General features: G+C 35.6%; 18 protein-coding genes and 3 tRNA genes. 10 read left to right on the top strand and 11 right to left on the bottom strand.

The features are described from left to right. The first annotated feature begins 177 nt into the window (after window positions 1-177). From DRF60_RS13185 to DRF60_RS13200, 4 genes are all read left to right on the top strand, one after another. Window positions 178-2,043 (top strand): hypothetical protein, encoded by a 1,866-nt coding sequence (locus tag DRF60_RS13185; protein WP_123902688.1) that lies wholly within the window; start codon window positions 178-180, stop codon window positions 2,041-2,043. 160 nt (window positions 2,044-2,203) lie between these two features. Then, window positions 2,204-3,031: an N-acetylmuramidase domain-containing protein gene (locus DRF60_RS13190; RefSeq protein ID WP_116012490.1), complete on the top strand. Its 828-nt coding sequence runs from the start codon at window positions 2,204-2,206 to the stop codon at window positions 3,029-3,031. A 328-nt stretch (window positions 3,032-3,359) separates the two neighbouring features. Beyond that, window positions 3,360-4,154, top strand: a complete 795-nt coding sequence (locus DRF60_RS13195; RefSeq protein ID WP_116012491.1) for an FkbM family methyltransferase — start codon at window positions 3,360-3,362, stop codon at window positions 4,152-4,154. Between the two features lie 9 nt (window positions 4,155-4,163). Beyond that, on the top strand, window positions 4,164-5,642 hold the full coding sequence (locus DRF60_RS13200; RefSeq protein WP_116012492.1) for a lipopolysaccharide biosynthesis protein: 1,479 nt from the start codon (window positions 4,164-4,166) through the stop codon (window positions 5,640-5,642). On the opposite strand, the gene DRF60_RS13205 is transcribed toward DRF60_RS13200, so the two are convergent. The 4 genes from DRF60_RS13205 to DRF60_RS13220 all read right to left on the bottom strand — a co-directional run bounded on the left by DRF60_RS13205 (window position 5,635) and on the right by DRF60_RS13220 (window position 10,209). Further along, window positions 5,635-6,681: a hypothetical protein gene (locus DRF60_RS13205; protein WP_116012493.1), complete on the bottom strand. Its 1,047-nt coding sequence runs from the start codon at window positions 6,679-6,681 to the stop codon at window positions 5,635-5,637. The genes DRF60_RS13200 and DRF60_RS13205 overlap by 8 nt on opposite strands. A 110-nt stretch (window positions 6,682-6,791) precedes the next feature. Further along, on the bottom strand, window positions 6,792-7,646 hold the full coding sequence (locus DRF60_RS13210) for a glycosyltransferase (RefSeq protein WP_116012494.1): 855 nt from the start codon (window positions 7,644-7,646) through the stop codon (window positions 6,792-6,794). A 68-nt stretch (window positions 7,647-7,714) separates the two neighbouring features. Then, window positions 7,715-9,115, bottom strand: coding sequence for an aspartate ammonia-lyase (aspA, locus tag DRF60_RS13215; protein WP_116012495.1), 1,401 nt, complete (start codon window positions 9,113-9,115; stop codon window positions 7,715-7,717). A gap of 68 nt (window positions 9,116-9,183) precedes the next feature. Continuing rightward, window positions 9,184-10,209: an N-acetylmuramoyl-L-alanine amidase gene (locus DRF60_RS13220; RefSeq protein ID WP_116012496.1), complete on the bottom strand. Its 1,026-nt coding sequence runs from the start codon at window positions 10,207-10,209 to the stop codon at window positions 9,184-9,186. 135 nt (window positions 10,210-10,344) lie between these two features. Here DRF60_RS13220 and DRF60_RS13225 point away from each other — a divergent pair. The 3 genes from DRF60_RS13225 to DRF60_RS13235 all read left to right on the top strand — a co-directional run bounded on the left by DRF60_RS13225 (window position 10,345) and on the right by DRF60_RS13235 (window position 10,639). Continuing rightward, window positions 10,345-10,429: transfer RNA gene (locus tag DRF60_RS13225), tRNA-Ser, on the top strand. Window positions 10,430-10,458: 29 nt separating this feature from the next. After that, window positions 10,459-10,533, top strand: a tRNA-Pro gene (locus DRF60_RS13230). Window positions 10,534-10,565: 32 nt separating this feature from the next. Then, window positions 10,566-10,639: transfer RNA gene (locus DRF60_RS13235), tRNA-Arg, on the top strand. A 195-nt stretch (window positions 10,640-10,834) separates the two neighbouring features. On the opposite strand, the gene DRF60_RS13240 is transcribed toward DRF60_RS13235, so the two are convergent. The 5 genes from DRF60_RS13240 to DRF60_RS13265 all read right to left on the bottom strand — a co-directional run bounded on the left by DRF60_RS13240 (window position 10,835) and on the right by DRF60_RS13265 (window position 17,773). Continuing rightward, window positions 10,835-10,990, bottom strand: coding sequence for a PTS sugar transporter subunit IIBC (locus DRF60_RS13240; protein WP_116012497.1), 156 nt, complete (start codon window positions 10,988-10,990; stop codon window positions 10,835-10,837). Next, window positions 10,974-12,464: a recombinase family protein gene (locus tag DRF60_RS13245; protein ID WP_116012498.1), complete on the bottom strand. Its 1,491-nt coding sequence runs from the start codon at window positions 12,462-12,464 to the stop codon at window positions 10,974-10,976. The genes DRF60_RS13240 and DRF60_RS13245 overlap by 17 nt, the downstream gene beginning before the upstream one ends. A gap of 545 nt (window positions 12,465-13,009) precedes the next feature. Further along, the gene (locus DRF60_RS13255; RefSeq protein WP_116012500.1) at window positions 13,010-13,567 is read right to left on the bottom strand and encodes a hypothetical protein; all 558 of its coding nucleotides are present in this window, start codon (window positions 13,565-13,567) and stop codon (window positions 13,010-13,012) included. A 438-nt stretch (window positions 13,568-14,005) separates the two neighbouring features. Beyond that, window positions 14,006-16,771, bottom strand: a complete 2,766-nt coding sequence (locus DRF60_RS13260; protein ID WP_116012501.1) for an AAA domain-containing protein — start codon at window positions 16,769-16,771, stop codon at window positions 14,006-14,008. 171 nt (window positions 16,772-16,942) lie between these two features. After that, on the bottom strand, window positions 16,943-17,773 hold the full coding sequence (locus DRF60_RS13265; RefSeq protein WP_116012502.1) for a transposase: 831 nt from the start codon (window positions 17,771-17,773) through the stop codon (window positions 16,943-16,945). Between the two features lie 183 nt (window positions 17,774-17,956). On the opposite strand from DRF60_RS13265, the gene DRF60_RS13270 reads away from it, so the two are divergent. From DRF60_RS13270 to DRF60_RS21180, 3 genes are read left to right on the top strand one after another with little or no spacing between them, the layout of a single operon-like run. Further along, entirely contained in the window at window positions 17,957-18,157 is a 201-nt protein-coding gene (locus DRF60_RS13270) for a hypothetical protein (protein WP_116012503.1), read from the top strand. Next, complete coding sequence (locus DRF60_RS21175) at window positions 18,157-18,309, top strand: hypothetical protein (RefSeq protein ID WP_157967964.1); 153 nt, start codon at window positions 18,157-18,159, stop codon at window positions 18,307-18,309. The genes DRF60_RS13270 and DRF60_RS21175 overlap by 1 nt, the downstream gene beginning before the upstream one ends. Before the next feature lie 50 nt (window positions 18,310-18,359). Next, window positions 18,360-18,515, top strand: a complete 156-nt coding sequence (locus DRF60_RS21180) for a hypothetical protein (protein WP_157967965.1) — start codon at window positions 18,360-18,362, stop codon at window positions 18,513-18,515. 523 nt (window positions 18,516-19,038) lie between these two features. On the opposite strand, the gene DRF60_RS13280 is transcribed toward DRF60_RS21180, so the two are convergent. Next, window positions 19,039-20,259 (bottom strand): TCR/Tet family MFS transporter, encoded by a 1,221-nt coding sequence (locus tag DRF60_RS13280; protein ID WP_116012505.1) that lies wholly within the window; start codon window positions 20,257-20,259, stop codon window positions 19,039-19,041. Between the two features lie 41 nt (window positions 20,260-20,300). Next, window positions 20,301-21,023 (bottom strand): thioesterase II family protein, encoded by a 723-nt coding sequence (locus DRF60_RS13285; protein ID WP_157967966.1) that lies wholly within the window; start codon window positions 21,021-21,023, stop codon window positions 20,301-20,303. Between the last annotated feature and the right edge of the window lie 14 nt (window positions 21,024-21,037).

The raw sequence follows: 21,037 nt of genomic DNA on the forward strand, positions 1-21,037 counted from the left end.
AGTCACGGTGTAGTTTTAATTAATTTTTCGAGAATTATTAAAAGATGAATGTACCATACTAACTTCCAGCCTCCCTTCTTCTCTCTTCCCATCTTATACCATAATATATCCTTCTCAATAGAATGGCCGGCAGAAGTTTTTTCTGCCGGTTATTCACCTAAACTAAAAACGATAACCATGAAATATTTTGTAGCTGTCTATCAGAAACTTAAAAACATTTATATGTCACAAAGCTCTATGGAAAATGATCTGCCGATGATCTGCCCTTCCCTGCGCATTTATGACAATGAGGAACTGGAACTTCTGAAACCCCAAAGCCTGCTGAACGATGAACAGAAAAAAGCGCTTTCGATCATTAAAAAGCAAAATGTAGCTTACGAACTGAACTCTGTGCCTATCTCGCCTAACTTCTGGGATCTTAATCCCAATAATTCTTTATTTGATATTTACAGAGATATTTTGGATAAAAACAACCTGAAAAATCTGGAAGAGAATCTTGACAAGGTTCTGGAAAGCAAAAGCACCATTCTTTTTGATGCCAAAAACAGCGACACCAAGGAGTTAAAAGCTTATAAAAAATACAGAATATTATATGATGATGCCGTCAATAAAGTAACAGACCATCTACTGGTGTTTGACGGACTGGAAACTGATGAGAAAAAAAGAAACTGGAATGACCGGCTTGTCAACTTAAATAACCTGAAAGAGCTGGCTTTTTCAGAATGGAAGGTAAAAGGCAGTAAAGACACTATTGAAAAGGAGCTGGCCAGAATCAACAGATCTTCTGATGCTGATCTCTATCTTGCTATGGCACAAAATGCAAAGCATACTTTTGAGGCCGCAGAAAAAACTGATGTGATCAGTAATTCTTCAATTCATGACATTAATTTCATCCCGTATGATTTTATGGAAAATGAATCGGGATGGAACAGTATGCGCATTGAAAAATCTGAACTGGAAGGACTTCATTCTGAAGCGAAAAACGGCAATGAAAATATTCCTTCTGAGATTTTATCTATAGATTATGACGAAAGCATGATCCAGGCTGTGGAAGTGGAATATTCTTTTGTGCATTTAAAAAGAAACTGGTTCAATAAAAATTTTATGCTTTCCGATTATTTTGAATGGAAGGAGCCTAAAAAAATATCAGACGGGCAGACGATCTCCAATGATTTCAAGCTTCCGGCATTTCCAAAGACCATGATCCTGATTAAAAATCTGAAAGTGATCCTTGATCCGTCTATTGTCAGTAGCAGTGTAAGCAACACAGAAGAGCTGGTTTATTTCGGGCCTATGGTAATGAAACAGCAGGTTTTCATCAATAAAAACAATAACCAGAAGTTCCTCAAAGCGATTACTAATGTAAAGACTATCAAATCTGATCAGCTTAATTATCTGGCTAAGAAAACAGCCATCTCTGAAACCCAGAAAGCTGCTATTATTAATGACTTTTCAGCCAGAACAGCTATGGAACCCAAAACTGTGGAAAACATGAAGACAGCGGTCAATCCAGCATTCACAGGTAAAATAAATACTGGAAATATCCTGAGCAATATTAAAAACTTAAGACCTCTTAATCCGGTATCACATGCAGCAAGTCCGGTACAGCCAGCACCTCGGCCAACCCATCCTATTAAAGTACCATGGGGATCATGGGGGCCGAAATTTCCGACTATACCTAATCCAATTTCCACTCCTGCTCCACCACCCGCAGGTTCTGTTGTACGGTTCAGGGTTTCTGACAAGATCAATAACGATCCTATCTATAAATGCGCTATCTCTATTAAAGGAACCAATAACAACAGGATTTTTGAGATCGAAAGCAATGAAGCGGGAATCATCAATCAACTGATTCCTCCAGGGGAATACAGCATTGAGCTAAGAATTGATGATTATGCAGTCTTGAATCAGAATTTCAGTGTTACCAGCACGATGCCTCTTAATCTTGAATATAAACTTCAGAGGGAGGAAGTAAAGTTTAAATCCTTCTTCCTGATTGGAATGATCTGTGAGAGAATGCCGCAGATACCTGTTAGTCAGTAATTGAGAGAAGAATCAAGAGTCAAGATATCAGATATCAGATTTGAGACTTTATACTTTATACTTTATACTTGAAATGCCGAATTGAATGTCTGGCCATTGTAACTTTATCTAAAAATATTCATCATTCATCATTCATCATTCATCATTAAAAAAAACTGTCATGAGACTTTTAAAATATTATACAAAAGCACCGGAAGTGCTTACATTATGCGAGATCCTTTATAAACTTGGATACAGCATTAAGATCTCAGATTCATTCACTCTGGAAGTTGATACAGCTGTAAAAGATTTCCAAAGAAAAAATTCTTTGGTCGTGGACGGAATTGTAGGCGTAAAAACCTGGGCCGTTCTTCTTGAAAAAGACGAAAAGCCCATGAGCCAGACTGATAAATTTCTGAAAGAAGAAGATCTTATTCATTTCGCAGATGAACACAATCTGGAGTTAGCTACCGTAAAGGCCGTAAACGAAATTGAAAGCAGTGGAAAAGGATTTCTGATCAACAATAAGCCCAAAATTCTATTTGAAGGTCATGTTTTCTGGAATGAACTTAAGAAGAGAGGTATCGATCCTAATTTTTATTACAATTCAAACAGCCAGAACGTTCTTTACCCGAAATGGACAAGAGTGCACTACCAGGGCGGGGTGAAAGAATACGACAGATTAAATGAGGCAATCAGCCTAAATAATAATCGTGAATTCAAAGAAGCTGCACTGTCTTCTGCTTCCTGGGGAAGTTTTCAGATTATGGGATATCATTCTAAAAACCTGGGTTATATTGATGTAGATGATTTTGTTTCGAAAATGGAAATGAACGAAGGTGAACATTTGAAAGCATTTGGAAAATTCCTTGAAAAAAATGGCTGCCTGATACCTCTTAGAAACAAAAACTGGGCAGGCTTTGCAAAACTTTACAATGGAGCAGGATACAGAGAAAACAGGTACGACGAAAAACTTGCGAAGGCTTATGCAAAATATTCTCAGAATTAAATAATAGTTTTTTCAAAATTCCCACAGATCCCGCAGATTTACACAGAAGCCTAGTGCTATTAAATCCTGTATGATTTGTGGGAATTTTGTTTTTATTATCTCTTGCATTAAGCTGGTGATACCGAATTTTTCTGTTTTAAAAGCAATAGTATTGAGGACATCGTTTTGCCGGCAGCATTTTACAGCAAGATATCAACCTGCTAAAGTTCAATTTTCCACAAAACAACAATTGAAAGTTACAAGTTGATAATCAACTAGTTATATTTTCTATTTTTTAACATTAGTTTAACATTTTTGTTTATCTTTGCTTTTCGTCAAATAATTAAGGATGTCTTTATACCAAAAAATTGCAGAAAAACTACAATATATAAGTCCGAGTTTTTATAAAAAAAGATATTTTAAGAATTTAAACAATCTTACTAAGAATAATTTTTCGGCGCGCAATGTAGAACCTGAGCTGGTATGGATTAAGGAATACCTTCCAAAAAATGCTGTAATACTGGACATTGGGGCCAACGTCGGAGCTTTTCTTTATCAGTTGGAGAATAAGCTGAACCATGAACACATTTATGGTTTTGAACCGAACAAGAAACTTTACAGCCGCCTGAAAAGACTTTTCCCAAGAATGATGATATTTCCTTTAGCGCTTTCTGACGAAAATACAACAGCTGAGTTTAAGGTTCCTATTATTAACGGCAAACTGATTGCTTCCCGGGGAACTTTAAATACCTCTTACAAAGAAAAGGGTGAAGAGAAAAGCTATACGGAAAAAGTAAAAGTGATCAAGCTGGATGAATGGGCTGCTATAGAGCATTTTGACAGACTGGATTTCATTAAGATAGATGTGGAAGGAAATGAAATGAAAACCCTGTCCGGTGCCAAAAAAATCATCACAAGGTTCCTTCCCACACTAATGGTCGAAATGGAACAGAGACACCACAAAACCCCTATCTGGAATGACATTTCTGAAATAAAAAACTGGGGATATGAAGCGCAATATCTTAACCGTGAAAGTTTTAAGCTGGAGCTGCTGACGGAAGAGATTTTAACACACAACACTAACGATGAAAAAAACAAAACCAGCTATATAAACAACATTATTTTTACGCCAAAAAACCATTAAAAAAACATTATGAGTGTAGTAGCGAGACAGGGCTTCAAATATTCCATCATAGGTTATTTTGGTTTTCTGCTGGGTACCATATCCGCCATTTTCATCTTTCCGTATAATTTCGAATTTTACGGAAAACTCCGCTATATCCTGCCTACTGCTGAGATGCTGGTTCCTTTTGTGGTATTGGGAATCTCCTATTCCAACGTTAAGTTTTTCCAGAGGATGGAAAAAGACGGCAAGAAACAGAATATGCTCTCGTTGTCGCTGCTTACGGTATTTATTAATTTTATCATTTTTACGGGAGTGTTTTTCGTACTCCCCTACCTTTTTCCAAAATTCAGACATTCTGAGGCATGGAAATTAAAGGAAATGATCCTACCCCTGATCCTCATCCTTTCTTTCTGTGCAATCCTTAATAAATACACTTCCAATTATAAGAGAATTGTCGTTTCTAATATTTTTGACAATCTTTTCCCCAAGATCGCTAATCTCGGAGCTTTCTGCCTGTTTGCTTATTTTTTACTATCGCAGAAAATAGCATTTTCCTTCTTTTTCGGAATGTTTGCTCTGATGCTTTTCGGATACGTTTACTACACGAACAAGCTTGAAAAGATAAAGCTGGACTTTAATACGGATTATTTCAGGAAGGATAATTTCTGGAAAGAGTTTTTCAACTACAGTTTTTTCGGGTTCCTGGGAACTTTTGGAAATTATCTGGCGATCAACAGCTTTATGATCGGTGAGTTTATGGGAATGGAGGAAGTAGGAATATATTCTGTTCTTTATGCTCTGATTTCTCTGATTTCGATTCCACAGCTGGGACTGTTCAACATCTCTGCCCCAATCATCAATAAAACACTGGCTGATGGTGATATGGAGGAACTTGACAGGTTTCATAAAAAGACATCATTATCCTTATATTTTTTAGGCGCGGTTTTGTTTTCATGCATCATGGTAGGTTTTCCTTATCTTACGGAATTCATGCCCAAAAACGGAACAATGCTGAGAGAATATGAACCTGTGGTCTGGATCTGGGGTTCCGCAGTTTTAATTGACCTGGCGACAGGCTTTAATGGAAATATTATCTCGCTTTCCAAATATTACAGATTCAATATCCTGATCATGCTTCTTCTGGCCGGACTTACTGTTGGACTGAATTATTATTTCATTAAAAACACTGATCTGAAACTGATCGGGATCGCTTTATCTACAGCTATTTCACTCACAACTTACAATGTCATCAAGATCGCATTCAATTATTTTGTTTTTAAAGTTTCTCCGCTTACGATTGAAATGATCTTTGTTTCCATTATCTGTACTTTAGCGATTACAGTGGCGATTGTTTTACCTACTTTCCATAATAATTTCATCAACCTGATGTACAAACCAGCTGTTGTTCTGGTATTGATCTACATCGGAAATTATTTCACGAAAGTATTTCCACTCGAGGATTATCTGAATGCAAAATTTATTAAAAGTATTTTTAAATTTAAATAGAAATCAAACCGGAAAGAACATCTTCCAATTTTTTCAGAACTAACTTTTTGCTGTAGCTTTCCTGGAAATCGAAGCGCATATTTTTAAGCGTTTTAAACTGCTTCATAATATTGTCCGCCTCAGGAACAATAAATTCTAATTTCGAAGGATAATCTTTAGGAAAAACAGCCGTTTTGCCATATTTGATAGCATCCCCCAAGTTCCCGGTCATTTTGGTCAGCCCATAGATTTCTTCCCTGTTGAAAAATTCTGTTTTCTGCTGAATCGGGCACCACAAAACATCTGCATTCTGCATCCATTTTTCAAAATCGTCATGGGAAACCCGGTCCGAAAAATACTGTATAGAAACATTATGCGGTAGTTTTTGAGATAACTTTTCCAGCTGCTTCAGTTCACTGTCTTTAGCTTTTCCAAGAAATATGAATTCACATTTCTCTTCGGTTTTTAAATTTAGAATGGTTTTAAAAACGTGATGATAATCTCTTCTTGTTTGTGAAACACCTCCCGGAATCACAATGGTAAGATCACTGTTTTCCTGTTTTTCAAAATTTTTGCTGTAAAAAAGAGGCAGAAATTTATAAATATCTGATGAAAGCTCTTCATCCAACACCAATAAATTTTTAGCATTCCTGTACGTTTTTGAGGTATAAAAAAGACCTTCCTTCCACCAAAGCTTCAGCCTGTAAATAATATCTCCTTTAAAAACACTTTTCATCAAAGCACTTTTTGAAGCTACAGAAAAATTCATATTATGAACAATAACAGATACATTATATTTCTGAACCAATGCATGAAAAGTATTGAAATACCTGTGAACCGTTCCAATAATGATCAGATCGTATTTCTTTAATTTTAATTGTTCCATGATCATGGAACTGTCAGATAAAAATACTGTTTCCCCATTCTCCGCAACTAGATCCTTAATCTTTTTCGAAAAATAGTAATCTACGTTAAAAGCCGAAGACCCCTTCATGATATCCATGAAAGCCTGCGCAATTTCTGCGTGGGTATCTATTTCTATGTAGGCAATTTTTTTCAATTAGAGGTTAGAGGTTAGAGGTTAGAGGTTAGAGGTTAGAGGTTAGAGGTTAGCAAAGGTAAAATGTTTGACTTACTGTCAATTTATCTTTTGCAGTTTTATAATTGTGATTATATTTTCAGCCATTTTTCCTTTAGCATTTTCCACCGTTTATCATTGATGACTTTCTGTTCGTCTTTGGAGATCTTCAGTTCCAGTTTGGCTGTTTTACACGCTTCGTAAGCTTTGATAATCTTAAAGAAAAAAGGAAAAGATCCGTTCTTCGCAGCTTCCTTTGAAGAAGCGATGTAGGCAAGAAACCTGTTCAAACCTAAAAAATAAAAATATCTGCCATAATAGTCTGCCGGTATAATTGTATAATCCGCACCTTTGATTTTGATCAGCTTTACCTGTAATTCCGGAAGGACAACTTCTTTCCAGCCCAGGTTTTCCAAAAGAATTGAATCGATATTGTCCCAGCCCAGCGTTTCTCTCAACCCTCCGATCTGAACGAAAGATTCTTTGCGGTACGCTTTCATAGGACCTCTTACGTGATGTTTATTGGAATTTCCTTCATACACCCATCTGCCATCTTTTTCCACGTATAACAAACCACCAACAAGCCCATATTCAGGATTATTTTTGAATGCAGACTCTACTTTTTCCAGATAATTTCCGGGAAGAATTATATCGGCATCAAATTTACAGATAATATCAAATTTATCTATATTCTGTGTTTTTAATCCGTTTTTGAATGCATTCACTACTTTAGAACCTGGCTGATGGGCAGATTTCTGAAGATTCACTGTTTCAAAACGGGAATCATTTTCTGTATATTTCCTGATTACTTCGGACGTTCCGTCAGTAGAACCATCATTAACCACTACAATTTGGAAATCCTTACAGCTCTGCTGCCGTAAAGAATCCAGTGTGAATGAAAGATTTTCTTCTTCGTTATGTGCAGGAATTATAATTAAAAACCTCAAGCTTTTGAATTTATAAATGATAAGCGATAAATGATGCTAATGAATTATCATTTATCGCTTAGATTATTTTATTTGTTGTGCGGTTTCAGCATATTTTTAGGATCAAGGATCTCATCGAGCTTTTCCTGGGAAAGAACTCCTTTTTCCAAAACAAGATTATAAACGCTATTTCCGGTTTCCAGAGCTTCCTTCGCAATCTCTGTAGACTTTTTGTATCCGATATATGGATTAAGTGCTGTTACAATACCGATGCTGTGCTTTACCATATTCAGGCAGATTTCCTTGTTAGCAGTAATTCCCACAATACACTTTTCGCGAAGCGTATCTAAAGCATTGCAAAGGAAATTGATGTTTTCCATAATCGCATGGGAAAGTACCGGCTCCATTACGTTAAGCTGAAGCTGTCCGGCTTCCGCAGCAAAAGTTACGGTAAGATCATTTCCAAATACTTTAAAGCATACCTGATTTACCACTTCCGGGATAACGGGATTCACTTTTCCAGGCATAATGGATGATCCGGGCTGCATAGGAGGAAGGTTGATCTCAAATAATCCGGCTCTTGGACCTGAAGAAAGCAGTCTCAAATCATTACAAATCTTTGAAAGCTTTACGGCAAGACGTTTTGTAGCGGAAGAATAGATCACATAAGAACCTGTATCCGGTGTTGCCTCAACCAGATCCGGAGCGGAAATAACCGGAAAGCCAGTAATCTGAGCAAGGTTTTTCGCACAAAGGGTTGCATAGCCCACCGGAGCATTAAGTCCTGTACCAATGGCGGTTGCTCCCATATTCACTTCTACAAAAAGGCTGGCATTGTTATTTAATTTAGAAATATCTTCTTCCAGAGTGGCCGCATAAGCTTCAAATTCCTGTCCTAAAGTCATTGGAACGGCATCCTGAAGCTGGGTACGACCCATTTTGATTACATCATGAAACTCTTTTCCTTTGGCACGGAAAGCTTCAACGATCTTTTCAAGTTTTTCAACGAGCACGATGTTCATATGTAACAGTCCCATTTTGATCGCCGTAGGATAGGCATCGTTGGTGGACTGGGAAAGATTGATATGGTCATTCGGTGAACAGAACTCGTATTCACCTTTATTTTTTCCTAATTTTTCTAAAACGATGTTGGCGATCACTTCATTCGCATTCATATTGATTGAAGTTCCGGCTCCTCCCTGGATCATATCCACAGGAAACTGCTCATGGTATTTTCCGGCTACAATTTCATCGCATGCTTCCGCTATTTTGAAGTATAGGTTTTCATCCAGCAGACCCAATTCATAATTGGTTTTTGCTGCTGCTTTTTTCACAAAAGCCAGCCCCTTGATAAAATCCGGATATGAAGACAGAAGCTGTCCTGAAATTTTGAAGTTATCGATCGCTCTCTGCGTCTGTACCCCATAATATGCGTCTGCAGGCACATTGAGTTCGCCTAACAGATCACTTTCTTTTCTGAAATTTCCCATTACAGATATTTTAACTTTTTTATTTTTAAATATAGCAAAAACGCATCTTAACCGATGCGTTTTGATCATTATTTCGCTGGGTATTTTTGATTTAAAGCCTGAAGAATTGCCCATGTTTCGGCATCCATAATTCCGTCAAAATTCTGCGGACGAAAATGGTACTGTAAAGCTTCGATGGTTCTTTTTGTTGCATCATCCCATTTTCCACTCAGATCCACATAATATCCAAATCTCTGCAATGCTGTCTGGATGGCAAAGATAAAGGAAGGGTCATTATATCTTAGAGGCACTTCTTCCTGTGCCAGAGCTAAGAAATTCTGTTTTACAGTTTCATCGTACCACATTCCAAGCTGGTACTCATCATACAGCTTTTTCCATGGAAACATAGGTCCCGGATCCTGTTTTCTGGTTGGAGCAATATCTGAATGGGCGAGAATATTCGTAGCAGGGATCTGATATCTGTTGACAATATCCTTAGCCAAAGCAGCCACTTTTTTCACCTGTTCATCACTGAATGTAGCAAATGTTTTTTTTCCTACAGCATCTGATGTATATCCGGTATTAACGATCTCAATTCCTATAGAAGTATCATTAAGGTTTTTATCATTTCTCCAGTTACTTACCCCGGCATGATAAGAGCGTTTGTTTTCGTCCACCAACTGATAGATCTCATTGTCTCCAGTATTATTCACCAGGTAATGGGCACTTACTCCCTGCTGGGTAAGAACTGTAATGGATTTATCATCAGGCAGTGCTGTATAATGTAATATCAGGTAGCGTTGTCTAAAGTTCTGTGCTATGGCAGGGAAATAGGTCTTTACGACTTTATATCCTGCCGGCTTTGCTGAAACGATAGAACCGTAACTTGCCGTATTATCATTTTTTGTAGGATCAGCAAGATTGGCTGTAAAAAATTCTACTCCGTGGTCATTGGTAATTTTAGGTTTTGCTGTCTCGGCTACCGGAGTCTTAACAGCAGGTTTCGCCTGTGATACCGGGGCTTTCGGCTGGTAAGTATTTTTTTTTACATTTTGCTGGGAAGTACATGAAAAAACAAAAGTACTTAATCCGATGATATATAATGTCTTACGCATCAGTTTAATTTTTTAATCATTTATCTCCTCAAAAATACGCAAATTTTTCTTGAATTTTATTTGGTAAATAAAGAAATCTATTCTATATTTGCACTCGCAATAACGGAACAACGATCATTAAAAAATAAGAAAAAAGGAGGGTTGCCAGAGTGGTTAATGGAGCAGTTTGCTAAACTGTCGACGTGCAAGCGTCGCAAGGGTTCGAATCCCTTACCCTCCGCATTTTTTTCTTACTAATTATATATTTCTCGGGGCGTAGCGTAGTCCGGTCATCGCGCCTGGTTTGGGACCAGGAGGTCGCAGGTTCGAATCCTGCCGCCCCGACTGTTTTAGTAATTTTCTCAAAATTACTTAATGGGTGCGTAGCTCAGCTGGATAGAGCATCTGCCTTCTAAGCAGACGGTCAAAGGTTCGAATCCTTTCGCGCTCACTTAATGAGACAACTTTTAAAAAGTTGTCTCATTTTTTATACCCATAAAAATCTGTAGCCCAAACTTTTACGATTGGGATATTTAGAGTTCGATTTTTGAAGCTAGAATTCCTCTATCACTTGTTTGAAATTATCTAGAAGAGCCTCAATATATTTTCTATAGGACTTTTTCGAAAATTCGAAATCTCCTTAGGGTTATAGTGTTTTTATTTCTGGTTTTTTGTAATTTTTTGAGATAAGATAAAGTAAGTCCAATATAACTGCTACTTCATCATCATCTACTTTAATGCCATTTTTTGCTAGTAGGGCAATTGCCTGTTCAATTGATATTTTTTTATAAGTAAAATTCATTTTTCTTATTTTTTCGGTTGGTCTTTTTTGATAGTACCTTTAATAATGCATCATTTAGATCTAAAGAAAGACTCCCTTTTTGGTAGTCAATATCAACAGGAGGAATTAGACTCACAAGATGCTTTTTATCCGCTGTATCAAATTCTGAGAATCCCTGAAAAAGATCTAAAAATAATTTGTCTTCCAATTGTTCCTGTCTATCAATATCTCTTAATTTAGTATTGATATTACGTAACTCTTTTTTTAAGCATTGAGAATTAACCTGGTTCTCTTTTTTTAATTCATTGTAATCGTCCAGTTTCAAAATCCTTGCTACAAATAGTTTTCTAGCTTGGGAAAGAGTTAATCCTTCTTCTTTCAATTTTCGCTCTGCTAACATCCGTTCATGTAAATAGTTTGTTTTCTGTGTTTTTATATTCTGATCTTCTAAAATGCTGCTGAATAATTCAGCTGCATTATTTGATAATATTAGTTCTTGAAGTTTATTCTGATAACATTCATTGAGAAGAATTGCATTTATTCTTGTCTTACATCGCCCATGACAGTGATAGTAGGGATATTTTTTGGTTTTGCCTTTAGAAAAGCTTCCACTAAGTTTTTGATTACAATGGGGACATATTAAGAATCCTCTTAGAAAAAATGTTTCTTTTAGAGTATCTGCTTTAGCGGTAACTTGCCTTTTTGTTGTAACTATACGCTGCACATCATAAAACTGACTTTCGGAAATTAATGCCTCATGCATTCCTTTAATCATTTGTTGTTCTTCAGCGCTAATATTTACTGGTATAAGACCACAATAAACCGGATTACGTATCAATCTGAAAAAATGCGATCGTGAGCATATCAAACCTTTATCTGTCGCCATTTTTCTGATCTCTTCTATCTTATGAATATTTTTTGAAAGTTGATGGAATACCCATTTTATAATTTCTGCCTCAGGTTGCTTAGGAGCAATTATTTTTTTGCCATCTAACAATGTCATATTAATAAATCCTAAAGGTGCCTTATTGGTATATCTACCCATTAGTTTAGCCCGACGAATTCCATTTGCTGTATTCTGGGCTCTCCTACTATTTTCCGCTTCTGGTACAGAAAGGTATACTGCAAGCATAACTGTACTTTCCGGAACTGAAAAATCTACAGGCTGATCAATAGCCATTGCTGTTGTTTTATATTTCCGAAGCATACCTATCATTTCATAGGCATACTCAACATTACGACTGAATCGATCCCATTTAATAAATAATATATTAGCTTCTTCCTTAGGTGATTTATGCTTAATTGTTGTGAATAGGCTTTTCCATTCAGGCCGATTGAAATTCTTAGCTGAGAAGTCTTCACGATAAATCCCCTTGACTTCAATATTGTTATATTTACAATATTTTAATAATCGATCTTCCTGCTCTGGTAAGGAGTACCCTTTTCTTTTTTGCTCGTCTGTACTTACACGGACGTATAAATAGGCTGTTTTCATATGAATAATGTTTGCTTAATCTACTACTACAAGATTAGTATTTTTAAACATATGACAATGACAAAGTTTCCTATGTTGCATTATAAAATATTATGCGCAATACAAAAATTTCCAAATTAACGTCCTAACATTACGGAAAGCAATAATCTCTATTAAGAACTTTTCAACACTTTTATTTTTTGAAAAGTTGATATAAATTAAGTTATTATACAGACTATAATATAAGAAATATGTTAAAAAAAAATAATTCCCTAACTATTGAATCTAGAACAAACTGACAGAAGCTTTGAACTTTCTGCATTTTCAAGATTATTTGTAATAAATACTGATATGTTTTATGAGGTTTTATGGAAAAATTAATCTACACTAGGTATAATTTTTTCCCAAATCAAACCTCAGGAGATTTGGCCTTCTGGAATCGTTTTACTGGACAACTTAAAAGACAAAACAGAAGAACTCGCCTTCGAATTGCAAATGAAAAAAGGAAGAAAAAAAGTTTGAGCTTCGCTAATTCAATCAATAAATCAATAATAGCATTACCGTGATTATGAAGTCAATTTTACACCCAACTTGTAGCTCCAAGATAAAAATATGGGGGCAGAAGGTGTCTTAAACGCATAAATATTATAGACGCATAATGCCGAAATAATAAAGGATCCCCAACTAATAATCTTATACCAAATATTGTCATAATGTGCTGGACTGAATAGGGCAGCTACAAAACCACTAACAATAAATGCAGGGGTAAGACAGCAAACCAATATGCAAACTATCCATGGTAAAATCCAGATATTTCGATTTTTAGCACGAAATCCAATAATGGTTCCTTTAAAAAAATAAATAACACAAAAAATAAGGTATGTAAAGACTATTGTACATCCTAAAATCTTTACTTTGTCTGATTCGGATCCTAAGAATTTCCTGGCTAATAAAAAGCCTGCATAAATAAATGCACCATAAATAACAAATATTTTCACACAGAATAATAGAAGTGCAAATAATCCCGCCATAAGTCCTCCTGTGGCATTACTCTCCTCTCTTTTACGAGCGAGATATTCTTCCTCACTTTCGCCGTAATAAGAGTCAGGTTCATTGGATTGCATAACAGTTCGTTTTTGAATTCGATTAAATATTATCTTAAGCAAATCACTTATATACTAGTCTTTTTTGATTTTTTCCTAATCAAAATCAAGGTTGCTCTTTGGGCAACTAACATACTAATATAAAGATAGTCAAATTTAAGCTACAAAACCAAATAGAAACAGACTACTTTAATGATCTCTCCAATGACCTCTCCCAAATTTAGAAGTGTTCTAAAGTAGAAAATCCCGCTGCTTTAACCTGTTTTCGATAAACATTTCAAGTTTCAGATTCCCAAACAGTTGTGGGGTCTGAAGCTGTTGTATTCCACTCTCTAAACTTCAATTTTTTCCTTGGCGTGTTCATATGACAGAAACCAATTTGCATTAAGACACTCATCACAAAATCTTCAATTGAATTAGCTATATTGAAAACTATTCATCTAATTTTTTAAAGCACGATTAACTCAATCCCATAGCCATTTTCAACTTTTCAATAATCCTCGCATGCTCATCGTGCCCATCAGTTGATAGCCTTAGCAATGGAAGACCTATTATTTTCAAGATATTATCTTTCTTTTGATCCCTTTCCCGTTGCAATACATTGTCATGGAATGACACTCCGTCTACTTCTATAGCCAGCACAGGAGTTTTGTCAATTTTGCTATATAGTAGAAAATCTACTCTCGAATTTTTTTGTATGAATCGGATTTCATCTTTAGTAAATGACTGAAAATCCCGAATAAGATCTCTCAGTCTGTATTCCCTAACGAAGTCAATGGATGAAAACTGGGCATTATTCAACAATATATTTTCATTCAATAACTTGTGGATGATTATTTCTGCGGCAGACCCTTTTATATTTTTATTGGATGAAAGAAACGAAGTAAAAATCTGATTGTATTCTTTGTATAAAAGATCAAAAACGGAACTGATACGACCTTGCACTATTGTTTCATTTGGATCTGCCATATAACACATGTAGCGTATCATATCGCCAATATTTGTTCCATGAGGAAGCTCCATGGATTCAGGTTTTACGACAATAAACTCTTTAACAGCTCTTGATACTGCAACATTTATAAGATTTGGATTATCTATAAATGATTCTATTTTGCTTTTTACGGTATTAAAAATAATCACATCTTTTTCCCGTCCCTGAAATTTATGTATGGTATCGGCCTCCACCCCATTTGGCAATTGCTTCTGCAACATATCCGCATGGCTTCTATATGGAGCTATAACACCGACCTGTGTATAGTCAGAATAATTGTCGCGGATATAGAGGTCAGTTTCATCGATCTGTCTTTGGTTATAATTATCTTTCCCCCCGGATATTCTGGTCTCAATAATCCTAAAAGGATGATTATTCCCAGATGTCATAATAACGAGATTATCATTATAGTACTTCTTGTTGCAGAATCCTATGATAGTAGGATGGCAACGGTAGTGTTCTTTTAACAGCACTGACTTTAGACTACTCCCATATATACTTTTCAGCGAATCCAGAATATTCACCTGAACATAATCATATGCGTGGGGAATACTATACTCAACTCGAAGTTGCTCCGCAACCGCTTTGATCTGTTGGTCTACAATATGGGTAAGCTGCATGCTATCTCCCACTACAATCGCGTTTCGGCAGCACGAAAAACATGTGGCAGACTTGATAATATCAACCTGCGAAGCTTCATCTATGATCAGATAATCAAAAAGATATCCTTTCGGAATGCTCGTATGTAATGAGAGTGTGGAACTTAGGATTACAGGATACTGCATTGTGAATGCATCAAACTGATTGCGATAATCTTCCATTTTAAATCTAACAGTGTCCAAACCGTTATATTTTTTAAACAGCCCAGCATTAAACACCTCCTTGGAGATGTCTACAAACTGTTTAAGATTAGCTTCTTCATTGTTGGACATAAGCCAGTTTTCCGTGTCCGAGATTTCAATTTGCAGATTTGCTATATATAATTCATAGAATTTGTGGTTAACGTAGACAGCCAGCCCTTCCCCATAATTACTGATGCTAGTTAGGTCAAATAATCCATATCGCAGAACAAATCGCAGCTTATTGATGATGGAAAGCTTGTTCTCCAGATCAATTGTTGATAGTAATTTTTTTAATTTTAAAGCTTTGGTAGGAGTCCATTTACCGCGAAACCTCTGGTCAAGCACCGATTTCACTTTTCGATCGAGGGGCTGTTCCACTTTCAAATGACTGAATTCTATTTCGGCCTCAGACAGTTTAGTTTTCAAGATAGCTAATTTGTTCCGTTTCTGAAAACATATTGTTAGTACGGAATCCAAGCTCCGAACTTCATTCTTGAGGATTTTTAGTCGCTCTTCTGAAATTTCAAAATCTCGATCGACTTCTTGTACCACATGATTATCAAAGAATAAAGCTTTGTTTTCATTATTTCCAAGGGAGGCAACAACCATTTCACAGCCATACTTCGCTAGCTTCTCCTGCACATTGAATACTGCAGAATTATTGTTCGAAACAATTGCAACAGTTTTATTCTGTAAAATGAGATTGGCTATTAAATTTAAAATGGTTTGTGTTTTCCCTGTACCGGGAGGGCCTTCCATTATACTTATAGAATTGCTGAGCGATGTTTCAACCGCCAGCTTTTGACTCTCATTGCAGCCGAAAGGATAAATCAGTATATCATCTGGTAAGCCGATAAAAGAATTAATCCCATCTATGTACTTGGAAAGTACTGATCTTGAATCCAATATATCTATGCCATCAAGAGCCTTAAGTAATATCTCGGAGCTTATTTGATTTGAACTTTTATTTCCTGTCTCCTCATTTTGAATATCAAACGATACGCTATTATTTTCTTCCAGTATCTTCTTAAAATAATTGAGCAGAGATTCTGCATGCTTAGTATTCTTTTTAACATCACAGATTTCAATATCTTTGCTTTTTTCTACCGGAAGCGAACAATGATTTCCCTTTCGAAAAATCACATATTGACCATAGTCATCAACCGTATTATATTTCTTATTCAGTATACCCCGTTCATATATATGTACATTTTCCCTCCTTGATACAAATGGATAATAAAGTACCCTGTCCGCGCCATAAGTGTAACTTCTTCCATTGCTAAATGTTATATAATATCCGTTGTAGGTATTAGCCACAGACGAAACATCTCTTTTGTACTCAAATTGCGTAGATGTTTTATTTTTCAGGTATATTATAAATGGATAGTTCATTATTACCCGAATTTAAGCATTTTGGTTTATATAATAATTGAGAAAATTGTTTAACGTCTGATTAATTACAGCTCAAAGAAGTTTACATCATGATTTATTACCGAATCAATATCGTTTTATAATAAATTAATAATAGTTTATACAATTTTGAAACATATTTTTAAATAGAATTCATTTAAACTTTTCATTTTTATAGAATTTTTTCAGAGCAATTACCATAAAGGCTAAATAATTGAAAGATTTCCAGCTGGATACCGTAGTATCAAAACGGTTGAGCAACGATCTGAAGCTGTCTAACCAGACATTTGTTCTTTCTATCGCATATCTTTGGTGATATAAAATTTCATCAAAATAAAAATTGTCTGTATCTGATCCGTTCCGCTTATTGAAAGCAATATTGGCGATGATATTTTTACTTTCACAATGCTTTCTGAAGTTTTGAGCGTCAAATCCGGCATCTGCATTAATAAATAATCCTTCTATAGCAATATCTGCTCTTTTTAGCGTCTGAGTGATCTGGTCAAAATACATTTCAATAGGATACAGATCATTATGATTCCCGGCGACAGGATCAGAGATGGCTAAAGGGAGTCCTTGCCTGTCTGTAAAATAAAGTGCAGTACTTGTTTTTCGCTTTTTTCTTCCTTGATAAGAAACCTCTTCTCCTCCGCGTAATGCCGATGTATGGCTGCCATCTAAATCTCCGCTTGATAAATCCAGCTTTGATTTGTTTTTGGATAACAGCCGTATCCAGCAGTCTTCCCAAACATTATTAACACACCATTTACGATAATGATAGAAAACACTTTGATAACTTAAAACATAGTCTTCAAACAAACTTTTTACAGGTAAATATTCCCATTGAACTCCTGTTTTGAGCTTGTATAATATACTATTCACGATTTCCACTAAAAGAGCTTTGGGAAAAAATCCTCGTTTTGGCAGCGGAAGATAGGGTACTATTTCATTTTCTATTATATCTTTGTCAAGTACTTGGTACATCATGGGCTTGATTTGTTTTTTATGTTTCGCAACACAAAAATAGTCAAGCCTTTTTTATATATAAGTTTAAATGACTTCACTCATTGAAATATATTACAACATATAAATTTGGACCTTACAGAACAATAATTTGAATTAGTTTTTATGACATTTAAAATGTAATAATTATATAATTTAAAAAAAATGAGGAAACAAATTAAAAACAATTTTGACAAGCTATTTATTGGCGGTGAATGGTTGTCTTCAGAAAATGGAAAAACATTAGAAGTTAAAAATCCCCACGATTTATCCATTGTAGGTACTTTTCCATTGGCATCAAAAGGCTACATGGACTTCTCAAACATCGGGAAATACAATATCACAACAGCAAAACTACACCAGTGATGGCGGGGACAGAGATGGGATTGTTTATACATACATTAGTAGTTCCGGTACTCGCCAGACTGTGGGTACGCATATTGGAGCCGATCGGTTCAACCCGCTATTACACCAAAGCAAGTTTAATATTATCTGCATTGGGATTATCGAGATATTAAATTTAGTGATAATGCCAAATTCAGTCTATCTTTACTACAATAACATGGTTATGAAAAAAATAAGAAAAAATAGTTTTCCGAAGTTTGTGCTGCTATGTGGCGTTTTGATATTCTTTTCGATCTTTCACCTGGATCTGCCAGTATTTTCTCTGGATGAAGTTCTGATGTTCCAGAAATTTCTTGCAGTGTCAAGGGTGTGTCCCTAAAAAAAATCCCCCCGCTCTTTCTCATCATTTACGATTATAAAGTTGGGAACAATATAAAAGTGTGGGGGGATTAAGGTAATACTATCTACTTTTTGGATTTAAGCTCCATTTCAAATTGAAACAATTTAATTTGTTTTTTAGTAATACTATTTTGCCTTGTAATAACATGAAAAATTAAATATTTATTTTATTTCTTACACTTAATGTTTAATATATTTTTATTTTGTATTAAACATTTCAACAATAAGTGATTTAGCTTATCAAATTTAACTATTTTTCTGCATATAATGATTTTTTTTGTTAAATTATTAAAATAAATAATGACATACCAAAATACGTACTGTTTATGGTGTGAATAGAATATTATGGTTTTATGTTTGGAATTTATTTGATAAGATGTGATAATTAAAGTAAAGGCCTTTTTTATTAGGGTTAACGTGCTATACAGCGCCACTAAATGATTTCTTATAGCATTTTGCTGATTTAACATTACTAATATTGTCACTTTAGTTGAGTCCTTTATTTAATTAAAATGTGTTTCCTTTTTAATTCCAAAATACAGGCACAAACTACCAATAGAAGCCAAAAAAGAGGCCAAGATAAAAGAAGCGCCGCTAAAATAGAAGGGGCTTTGAGCAGAAGTAAAATAAGCAAATACATTTGTCATTAATAAAGGACCAAAGACAGCAGTAACACTACCAATACTGGATAATCCTCCTTGAAGCAGTCCTTGCTTATTATCAGAAACTTTGGAAGATATCAAACTTAGCAGAATAGGGGAAGCCATTCCTCCCAATACATAAGGCATCATAACCGCAAAAGCCATCCAAGATTTGTTCACGATGCCAAATAGTAACAGACTGACACAGTAGATAAATAGACAAACCATGATCGCCCTCTTCTGCCCTAATTTATTAATAAATAACCCAATAAATAATCCTTGACATATCACCATCAAAACTCCAAAAAAGCCTAATGAATAGCCTATCATGTCTGCCTTCCAACCAAATTTTTTCATTCCGTAAACATTCCAAGTACTCTGCATAGCATGACCTGCCAAAGCAATGAAAACAAAAGCAATGATGAGCGAAGGCGCTAATATTTCCTTTTTAAGACTTTTTATAGCTCCTATAGGATTAGCTGTTTTACAGGAGAAGGGTCTCCGGTTACTCTCTTTAAGAGATTCAGGCAGAACAAAAACTCCATAAATGAAATTTAGAAGACTGAGTACAGAAGCAGCATAGAAAGGAATCCGCTCACCATACTGCCCTAATATACCTCCGATCACAGGCCCTATAATTAATCCAAGTCCTGCAACAGCACTTATCATTCCAAAATTCTGACTCTTTTTTTCTGGAGTACTGATGTCTGAAACATATGCTGTAGCCGTAGTCATACTAGATCCCATAATTCCTGTTACTATTCTTCCTGCAAACAGCCAGATAAGGCTTGGAGCAAATGCAAGAATAAGATAATCTATTCCAAGTCCCAATGACGACCACAAAAGTACCGGTCTTCGTCCGTAACGGTCGCTAAGATTTCCCAAGATTGGAGCAAATACAAACTGCATTAAGGCATATATGGCTATAAACCACCCTATATATTGTGTTGTAGTACTTAAATTGCCATTCGACAACTTTAAAATAAGTGTAGGGAGCACGGGAGCTACGATCCCTATCCCAATAATATCGATCAGGATTGTAATAAAAATAAAAATTAATGAGTAATTTTTTTTCCTATGCATGAGTAAAAATTATATTTTAATGAATACGTGTGTCAACTATTTTACAAATTAATTCCTTCCGCACTCATAAGATTCCTAATGATTTGCGACAGATAATTATCGTTTTGATTGATAAAAAAGTGATTGCCATTTACAATCTTACATTCACACGCAGCATGGGTGTAATTTTTCCAATTTCTAATATGAATTGCATACCGTTCACTTTTTCCCATCACTGAGAAAATCGGGGTCTGTATTTTCTCAAAGAATGGAAAATTCTCTTCATTCTCTAGAAGTCCAAAGTCTGCACGGAGTACAGGTTCAAAAAAATCCAGCAATTCTTTACTTTCCATTACTTCATCCGAAAGACCACCCAGTTTTCTGATCTCAGCAAAGAATTCAGGTGTCGGAAGGCCAGCAATAGGTACATTTTTTTTAATTCCGGGGCCCGGATATCCCGTGGGAACAAAATAAATGGGAGGATCTGTGCTTTCCATAGCATGACAAATTTCAAACCCTAATATTGCTCCCATACTATGTCCATAGATCAGATACGGAACTTCTTTTTGTCTGGTCTTTTTTATTTGGCTTGATAAATCTGCTACCGCATCTTGTTTATTTGTCAAGAAAGATTCTGCCATACGATCTCCCCTACCAGGTAACTCCGGGGTTTCGACCTGAAAAAAAGGCTCTAAACGTTCTATCAAAGAGCGAAACGAATTTCTGTCCCCTCCTGCATAGTGTAATAAAAATAGTTGTGGTTTTGATGATATTGTTCTGTTCATAAAATTTTCTTTAC

Source organism: Chryseobacterium elymi (assembly GCF_003385495.1).
Classification (GTDB): Bacteria; Bacteroidota; Bacteroidia; order Flavobacteriales; family Weeksellaceae; genus Chryseobacterium; species Chryseobacterium elymi.

What these genes read in the sequence shown, in the direction of transcription:
- DRF60_RS13185 (WP_123902688.1), top strand. Translation starts at nt 178, where the DNA reads ATGAAATATTTTGTAGCTGTCTATCAGAAACTTAAAAACATTTATATG.
- DRF60_RS13285 (WP_157967966.1), bottom strand. Translation starts at nt 21,023, where the DNA reads ATGAACAGAACAATATCATCAAAACCACAACTATTTTTATTACACTAT.
- aspA (WP_116012495.1), bottom strand. Translation starts at nt 9,115, where the DNA reads ATGGGAAATTTCAGAAAAGAAAGTGATCTGTTAGGCGAACTCAATGTG.
- DRF60_RS21175 (WP_157967964.1), top strand. Translation starts at nt 18,157, where the DNA reads ATGGCGGGGACAGAGATGGGATTGTTTATACATACATTAGTAGTTCCG.
- DRF60_RS13260 (WP_116012501.1), bottom strand. Translation starts at nt 16,771, where the DNA reads ATGAACTATCCATTTATAATATACCTGAAAAATAAAACATCTACGCAA.
- DRF60_RS13240 (WP_116012497.1), bottom strand. Translation starts at nt 10,990, where the DNA reads ATGAATTTTACTTATAAAAAAATATCAATTGAACAGGCAATTGCCCTA.
- DRF60_RS13195 (WP_116012491.1), top strand. Translation starts at nt 3,360, where the DNA reads ATGTCTTTATACCAAAAAATTGCAGAAAAACTACAATATATAAGTCCG.
- DRF60_RS13255 (WP_116012500.1), bottom strand. Translation starts at nt 13,567, where the DNA reads ATGCAATCCAATGAACCTGACTCTTATTACGGCGAAAGTGAGGAAGAA.
- DRF60_RS21180 (WP_157967965.1), top strand. Translation starts at nt 18,360, where the DNA reads ATGAAAAAAATAAGAAAAAATAGTTTTCCGAAGTTTGTGCTGCTATGT.
- DRF60_RS13245 (WP_116012498.1), bottom strand. Translation starts at nt 12,464, where the DNA reads ATGAAAACAGCCTATTTATACGTCCGTGTAAGTACAGACGAGCAAAAA.
- DRF60_RS13200 (WP_116012492.1), top strand. Translation starts at nt 4,164, where the DNA reads ATGAGTGTAGTAGCGAGACAGGGCTTCAAATATTCCATCATAGGTTAT.
- DRF60_RS13270 (WP_116012503.1), top strand. Translation starts at nt 17,957, where the DNA reads ATGAGGAAACAAATTAAAAACAATTTTGACAAGCTATTTATTGGCGGT.
- DRF60_RS13265 (WP_116012502.1), bottom strand. Translation starts at nt 17,773, where the DNA reads ATGTACCAAGTACTTGACAAAGATATAATAGAAAATGAAATAGTACCC.
- DRF60_RS13190 (WP_116012490.1), top strand. Translation starts at nt 2,204, where the DNA reads ATGAGACTTTTAAAATATTATACAAAAGCACCGGAAGTGCTTACATTA.
- DRF60_RS13220 (WP_116012496.1), bottom strand. Translation starts at nt 10,209, where the DNA reads ATGCGTAAGACATTATATATCATCGGATTAAGTACTTTTGTTTTTTCA.
- DRF60_RS13280 (WP_116012505.1), bottom strand. Translation starts at nt 20,259, where the DNA reads ATGCATAGGAAAAAAAATTACTCATTAATTTTTATTTTTATTACAATC.